This window comes from Clostridium sp. (assembly GCF_032552055.1).
Lineage (GTDB): Bacteria > Bacillota > Clostridia > Clostridiales > Clostridiaceae > Clostridium.
This window is the reverse complement of record NZ_JAWGSV010000173.1, coordinates 1-6670: the sequence shown is the minus strand read 5'-3', so window position 1 is coordinate 6670 and position 6670 is coordinate 1. Positions and strand designations below refer to the sequence as shown.

Sequence of the window (6670 nt, the reverse complement as noted above, 5' to 3'; positions counted from 1 at the left end):
GTATTTACTCAAAAAGCTTCCTAGCCCATTTATCAGCTAACTTCATATCCTTATTTACAAAAATCCCTTCTGTGTACCATTCCACTAACTTTTCCATAGCTTCTTTATGACCTTTTTTTGCTCCTTGAACTAAATTAATAAAAGCTGTTTCATCACTTACTTCAACTCCTATTCCATAGTGAAATAATAAGGCATAATAATAATATCCTGAAATAAGATTTCCATCTAAGATTTTATTTACATAAGATAAAATATCTAATTCCTTATAATACTCATTATTTAAAAAATTTTTTATCCCTTCATTAGCCAATGCTTCAGCTGCATAAGCTGATCCCTTTCTATATGCTTTCTTTAAATATTTTAGCCCTTCCTCTTTATCTTCCTCTTTATTTTCATCTCTTCCTTCTTCTAAATACACCTTTCCTATTAAATACAAGCTATGTGGATCTTCACTATCAGCTCCTATACCTAAGTATTCAAATCCCTTATCTTTATCCTCTTGTACTCCATCCCCGTAATAATACATAATTCCAAGCCTTTGTACTGATTTTAAATCACCATTTGCACAACCCTTATAGTAATTCATTAAAGCCATTTTTATATCATTGCTTTCTTCATAAAGATTACCTAATTTATAATATAATCCAATATTCCCCTCAGCTATGCTTTCATTGTAGTATTCAAAAGCCTTCTTCTTATCTTCTTCTGTATATAGTCCAAAGTAATACATATCTCCAAGACCTTCTAAGCAATTTTTATCTTTTTTAGAAGCTCCTTTAGAAAAGTAATGAAAAGCCTTATTATAATCTAATTCTATTTCTTTTCCCTCTAAATAAGATTGTCCTAATATATAAAATGAATCTTCAAAATCATTATCAGCTGACTCTTCTAGCCAATAGTAAGCTTTAAAATTACTCTTTTCACAACCTTCACCATTCTTATAAAGATATGATAAAGCATATTGGGCAGGTGCAAATCCACTTTCAGCTGCTTCACTATACCACTTAAAAGAATATTGACTATTTTTCTCTACGTCTTTACCTTCATAATAAATAAATCCTAGAGAATACTGAGAAAATATATTTCCCTTAAGTGCAGCTTTTTTATACCAATACAATGCCTTTTCAATATTTTTTTCTCCACCATAGCCCTTTTCATAGAATAATCCTAAATAACTTTCAGCATGCTCATTACCTTCCTTAGCTGCTTTTTCAAAATACTCCTTAGCCTTATAATAATCTTTATCCACATTTTTCCCTAAATAATATAATTCACCTGTTAATAAGTATTCTTCAGATGTTATTTCTTCATCATCAAATTCATTTTCTAAAGAATTATCATCTATATCATCAAACCCTAAAAAGTTAAGTCCTTCTTTTGACTCTCTACCTTCAACATCCTCTTCATCAATATCTTCTTCAACTTCCTCTTCATCTTCGACAACAAAATTATATTTAAAATCAGCATCTATACTATTTAGGTACTTATTAAAAACAATTTTTTCGTCTTCATTTAAGTTATTAACAAATAAAGAATAATCCTCTTCTCCAGAGCTTACCACAAGCCAAACACAAGAATTATATACTATGTCCTCATTAATTATCTTTTCCCTATAATCCCCCTGATCTTTCACCTTAGTAGTAAGTATTTTCTTATAATAATATAAATCTTCAATATAACTAGATATATACCTCATTAAATCATATGGAATTATATTTCTTTTATATAAAATCTCCAAGTTTTTACTAAAGGAATTTTCACTATTATAGAAAATTTTATTATTTAAGTGAGCCTTAATAATTATCTCTTTTATAAACTTAATTAAATTTGAATTAACTAGCCTTATTTCTTCCTCTTCAAACACTCTATTTACAATATAATAAACATCCTTAAACTCTAGTAATAAAAAATCGTAACTGTACTTCATAACTATTGCCCCCTTAAATTTCTTATTACTATTTTATTTTCATTTAAATTTATTAGAACCAGAGTAACATCGAAGATGTTACCAATTAACGATTAACAGTTAATAATTTAGGATTAATTTCTTCTAAATTACAAAAATAAAAAAGAGCTTAATACTAGTAATTATTTACTACATTAAACTCCCTTTAATTAAATATTATCTTATTGAACTAATAAAAATATAAATTTGTCCTAATTATTTTCAGTATAAGCTATTTCTCATAATACTATCTTAAATATTTAAGTAATCACTAAGAAAAATTAGGATAGCTTTAATTTTATTCACTTAATTATAAAATTCCAAAGAATGAAAGAGCTATAGCCATTATAAATGTTGAGAAAATAAGTATTACTGGGCTAATTTTCTTGTTTTTTATTAAGAAATACATTAACAATGTATATCCTAGTGCTAGAATATTAGGGAATATCTTATCAAAAAAGTCAGTTTGTAATGATACAGTTTTGCTTTCATTAACAACTATATTTGTTAAAACATTTATATTTACATAAGATGCAATCAATCCACCTATTACTGTTACTCCTAAAACTGTTGCAGCCTTACCTATAACTTTCGAGTTATGCTTTATTTTATCTATGGCTTTAACTCCTAAATTATATCCTAAATGAGTCCAAGCTATTCTTAATATAAATATTATTAAATATACAGCAAAGAATATTATTGGTCCAAGTACACTACCTTCCATTGCAAAAGAAGCACTTATTCCAGCTACTATTGGTAATAAAGTAAACCAGAATATTGCATCACCTATTCCTGCTAATGGTCCAAATAAAGCAACCTTTAATCCTTTAATAATACTTCTATCTTCATTATTTTCTTCTAAAGATATAAGTAGCCCCATTAAAAATCCAACTAGATTTGGGTGCGTATTTATAAACTCCAGATTATCATTCATAGCATCTGATATTGCTTCCTTATCATCCTTATATATCTTCTTAAGAAATGGTAATTGTGCTAAAGTAAATCCACCAGCTTGCATTCTTTCATAATTAAAACTTGCCTGTAAAAATGATGACATTAGACCAAGCTTAGTAATATCTTTCTTAGTTAATACTTTATTAGATTCCTTCACCTAAATCATCTCCTTCATTATTTGATTTAACTATTAAGCTCTCCCTTTCCTTATCAAGATTATAAGTAAATAAAGCAAAGGCTGCTCCAACTACTGCTACTGGTAATAAATTAGAATATTCTACAAAGGAAGCCACTACAAACCCTATCATTAAGAATGGTATATATTGCTTTTTCAGCATTACTTTTAATAGCATTCCAAATCCAACTGCTGGCAATATTCCTCCTGCTATTTCAAATCCATGAGTAAGCCAAGCTGGCATTGAGCTTACTAAAGATTGCATAGCATCTTGTGCTACATATGCAGATAAAAATACTATTACTCCATAAGTTAAGGCTACTATTAAGGTAGTTACTATATTTAATTTAACTAATCCATTTATATTAGCATTATCTGCATACTTATCAGCCTTATTCATAAAGAAAGAAAATGTTGAATAGTAAAATAAAATTATATATTGCATTAAGAAACTAAATGGTAGTGCAAGTCCAATTGCTGTAGCAGCATCTTTACCAGTGGTATATGCTATAACTGTTGTCATTACTCCTGCTAAAACTGGGTTTGGTGGCTGAGTTCCCCCTGCTGGAGTTAACCCTGCAAAGGCTAATTCAGTAAGTCCACCTGATAATAATCCTAATTGTAAATCACCTAAAATAAGTCCTGTTAGTGTACATACTATAATGGGTCTAAAAATAAATAATCCTTCTAGCCAAAAATCAATTCCTACTATAGTTGCCATTACTGCTAAAAGAATACCTTGAATCAGAGTAATACTTTCCATTGTAATTCTCTCCTTTTATTTTATATATTCTTTAATATCCCCAGGAACATCTTGTATATAGACATTTATACCTCTAGATTTTATAAACCTTAAATCTTCCAAATCCTTATCATCTACGTAAACCTTTTTGCTAATTTGTCTTTTGCCCTTATCAAAATGCATATTTCCTATATTCACATCATTTATCGGAACACCTCCTTCCACTAATTCTCTTACTTCCTTTGGCGTTCTACAAACTATAAATATCTTTTGTGCTGGAGATGCCTTATGAATTATATTTATCGTCTTTTCAACTGTAAAAAACCTTACCCCTGCACCTGAAGATTCTGCAGTAATCATCATTAATTGCTGTTGCAGCTGGTCTTTTGAACATAAATCATCAGCTACAACTATTAAATTAGCTCCTAAAGAGGTAGTCCAAGTTATCCCAACTTGTCCGTGTACTAATCTGTTATCTATCCTCACTAGTAATATATTGGGCATTAATATTCCTCCTCATTTTTTATTTAATATACTCTTTAATATCTCCTGGAACATCTTGAATAAATACTTTTATTTTAGTATTTTTTATAGCCTCAAAATCTTCTAAATCTTTATCATCCACATATACCTTTTTACTTATTGCTTTCTTTCCTTTTACAAAATGTAAGTTTCCTATATTTAATTGCTCTATTGAAACTCCTCCCTCTATTAACCTCCTTGCATCTGCTAATGTTCTACAAACTAAAAATATCTTTTGTCTTTCACTTGCCTTTGGTATAGCTTTGATAGTCTTTTCTATTGTGAAAAATCTTATATTTACTCCTGCTGCGCTTGTTACTACTCTCATCAAATCCTGCTGAAATATATCTTCAACAATCTTATCATCAGCTACTATGACTAAATTTACCCCTAAGGATGTTGTCCATGTTAATCCAACTTGTCCATGAATTAATCTATTATCTACTCTAGTTAATACTATATTAGGTTTACTCACTCTTCCTTCCCCCTAACATGATTGTGTATTCATTTACATTGCCTGTATGAGTTAATTATACTTCTGATTTTTATAATTAGAATATTTTTGAATGATTATGGGCCACTTCTTCATATTGTACCTAATTGCCATGTATACCAGTTGTATCATTGGTATGTAATATTATCATTTCATTTTTATACTAAATTGGCATATAATTCTAATATACAATCATTTGTTTAGGGAGTGATTTTATGTCTGAGAAACCGCTTTATATAGATATTGCTGAAAAAATTCTTTCTAAGATAATACAAGATAACCTTTATGAGAATTCATTACTACCATCTGAACGAGTTATGTGTGAACGTTATCACGTAAGTAGATCTACAATTCGCCAAGCTCTTAATCATTTGAAGTTTAATGGATATATATACACAGTTCAAGGAAAAGGAACTTTTGTAAAACCAATAATTTATGAACAAAATTTATTTAAGTTTTATTCTTTTACTGATGAGCTTAAAAAGCAAAATATAAATGTAAATAATGTAGTAATTGGATATGAATTAGTCTCAATAAATGATGTCTTAGCTTCTAAACTAGGCAGGAAATGTAATGAAGTATTCCATAAGATAATTCGTTTAAGATTTGCAGAATCTTGTCCTATAATGATAGAAACTCTTTATCTTCCTCAAAATAGATTCTATCATATAGAAATTGGAAAAATTGAAAAAGAATCTATGACTTCATATCTTACTAGAAAGTATGATTTACAACTTGATAGAATTATAGAAACCTTCAGACCAGTTTTACCTAGATATTGGCAATGTGATTTACTTAAAATTTCTTCTAAAGATCCTTGCACCATGTTAGAAAGATTTTCATATGAAGATGATATACTAATTCAATACACAGTCTCTATTATAAGAGGCGATAAATATATGTTTAAAACTGATTTATACCGAAATTATCTAGTAAATAACTTATCTTTATAATAAATAAAAGTAGGGAGGCTTTTTATACAAACAAGTCCCCCTTAAATTTTATATAAGTATAAATTTAGGCTTTTTTAATATAATGTTAATTTTAAATATAATCATAGAAACTAAAAAGGGCTGTCGCACAAACAGCCCGAATTAAGAATTAAAAATTAACTTCTTTTCAAAACTCCTTCTGGAGTTTTTTTTTATTAATTTTTCATTATTCATTCTTAATTTTTCATTGCGCGACAGCACCTTTACTTGTTTTATATTAATATTATTGGTACTACAATCCATACAATATTTTAGTTTTACTAAGTCTATATTACTATTTTTCAGCCTTATTACGATATATAAGTAATGTAGCTACATTCAATATAATAGTAATAATAAGAAGAACTGATGACATAAATACTGAAGTACCTATAGTATCCATAAGTGATGATAAATCTTCAATATTAACTAAATAATTGCTATATATTATCTGAAAATATATTGAAATTGCACAGGCACTCATACTGACAATTGATAGAGTAGCCCAATTTTCATTATTATTCTTTTTATACTTAATGATATTAATAATAGGAAGTATCCATGCAATTATGCCAAGGATTAAGCTAACAGGATTAAGCAATATAATCATAATTATTTCCCCCTCATAAAAACTATATGCTTTCAATTAATGTAATTTACTTTCAAAACTATTTTTCACTTAAAATAACGTAAGTACTCAAAATATAGATTATTTATTGAAACATATATAATATAATTTTTCGCTACTTATTTAATAATATACTATCACAATTTACAATATTATTCCAAATATCTATTTATAGTTGTTTTCTCTTCAATATTATTGAATATACTATAATAAAAAATTACAAAAAATGAAGACATATAG

The 6670-nt window shown here is 27.9% G+C and carries 7 protein-coding genes; 1 reads left to right on the top strand and 6 read right to left on the bottom strand.

Going from position 1 to position 6670, the window contains the following annotated elements; genetic code table 11:
• Window positions 1–4: 4 nt before the first annotated feature.
• The 5 genes from E6248_RS11390 to agaB (E6248_RS11370) form a co-directional block, all read right to left on the bottom strand.
• A complete protein-coding gene (locus E6248_RS11390; RefSeq protein ID WP_316340922.1) occupies window positions 5–1927 on the bottom strand; it encodes a tetratricopeptide repeat protein in 1923 nt (640 codons plus the stop codon).
• A gap of 328 nt (window positions 1928–2255) precedes the next feature.
• Window positions 2256–3056, bottom strand: coding sequence for a PTS galactosamine transporter subunit IID (gene agaD, locus E6248_RS11385; protein ID WP_316340921.1), 801 nt, complete (start codon window positions 3054–3056; stop codon window positions 2256–2258).
• Window positions 3043–3837 (bottom strand): PTS galactosamine transporter subunit IIC, encoded by a 795-nt coding sequence (agaC, locus tag E6248_RS11380; protein WP_316340920.1) that lies wholly within the window; start codon window positions 3835–3837, stop codon window positions 3043–3045. The genes agaD and agaC overlap by 14 nt, the downstream gene beginning before the upstream one ends.
• A gap of 15 nt (window positions 3838–3852) precedes the next feature.
• Window positions 3853–4320 (bottom strand): PTS galactosamine transporter subunit IIB, encoded by a 468-nt coding sequence (agaB, locus tag E6248_RS11375; RefSeq protein ID WP_316340919.1) that lies wholly within the window; start codon window positions 4318–4320, stop codon window positions 3853–3855.
• A gap of 19 nt (window positions 4321–4339) precedes the next feature.
• Window positions 4340–4813 carry a PTS galactosamine transporter subunit IIB gene (agaB, locus tag E6248_RS11370; protein WP_316340918.1) on the bottom strand — a complete coding sequence of 158 codons (474 nt, stop codon included), beginning with the start codon at window positions 4811–4813 and terminating at the stop codon, window positions 4340–4342.
• 233 nt (window positions 4814–5046) lie between these two features.
• Between agaB (E6248_RS11370) and E6248_RS11365 the strand changes: the two genes are divergently transcribed.
• A complete protein-coding gene (locus E6248_RS11365) occupies window positions 5047–5784 on the top strand; it encodes a GntR family transcriptional regulator (RefSeq protein WP_316340917.1) in 738 nt (245 codons plus the stop codon).
• Window positions 5785–6097: 313 nt separating this feature from the next.
• On the opposite strand, the gene E6248_RS11360 is transcribed toward E6248_RS11365, so the two are convergent.
• Entirely contained in the window at window positions 6098–6412 is a 315-nt protein-coding gene (locus E6248_RS11360) for a hypothetical protein (protein ID WP_316340916.1), read from the bottom strand.
• Window positions 6413–6670: the final 258 nt, after the last annotated feature.

What these genes read in the sequence shown, in the direction of transcription:
- E6248_RS11390 (WP_316340922.1), bottom strand. Translation starts at nt 1,927, where the DNA reads ATGAAGTACAGTTACGATTTTTTATTACTAGAGTTTAAGGATGTTTAT.
- agaC (WP_316340920.1), bottom strand. Translation starts at nt 3,837, where the DNA reads ATGGAAAGTATTACTCTGATTCAAGGTATTCTTTTAGCAGTAATGGCA.
- agaB (WP_316340919.1), bottom strand. Translation starts at nt 4,320, where the DNA reads ATGCCCAATATATTACTAGTGAGGATAGATAACAGATTAGTACACGGA.
- E6248_RS11365 (WP_316340917.1), top strand. Translation starts at nt 5,047, where the DNA reads ATGTCTGAGAAACCGCTTTATATAGATATTGCTGAAAAAATTCTTTCT.
- E6248_RS11360 (WP_316340916.1), bottom strand. Translation starts at nt 6,412, where the DNA reads ATGATTATATTGCTTAATCCTGTTAGCTTAATCCTTGGCATAATTGCA.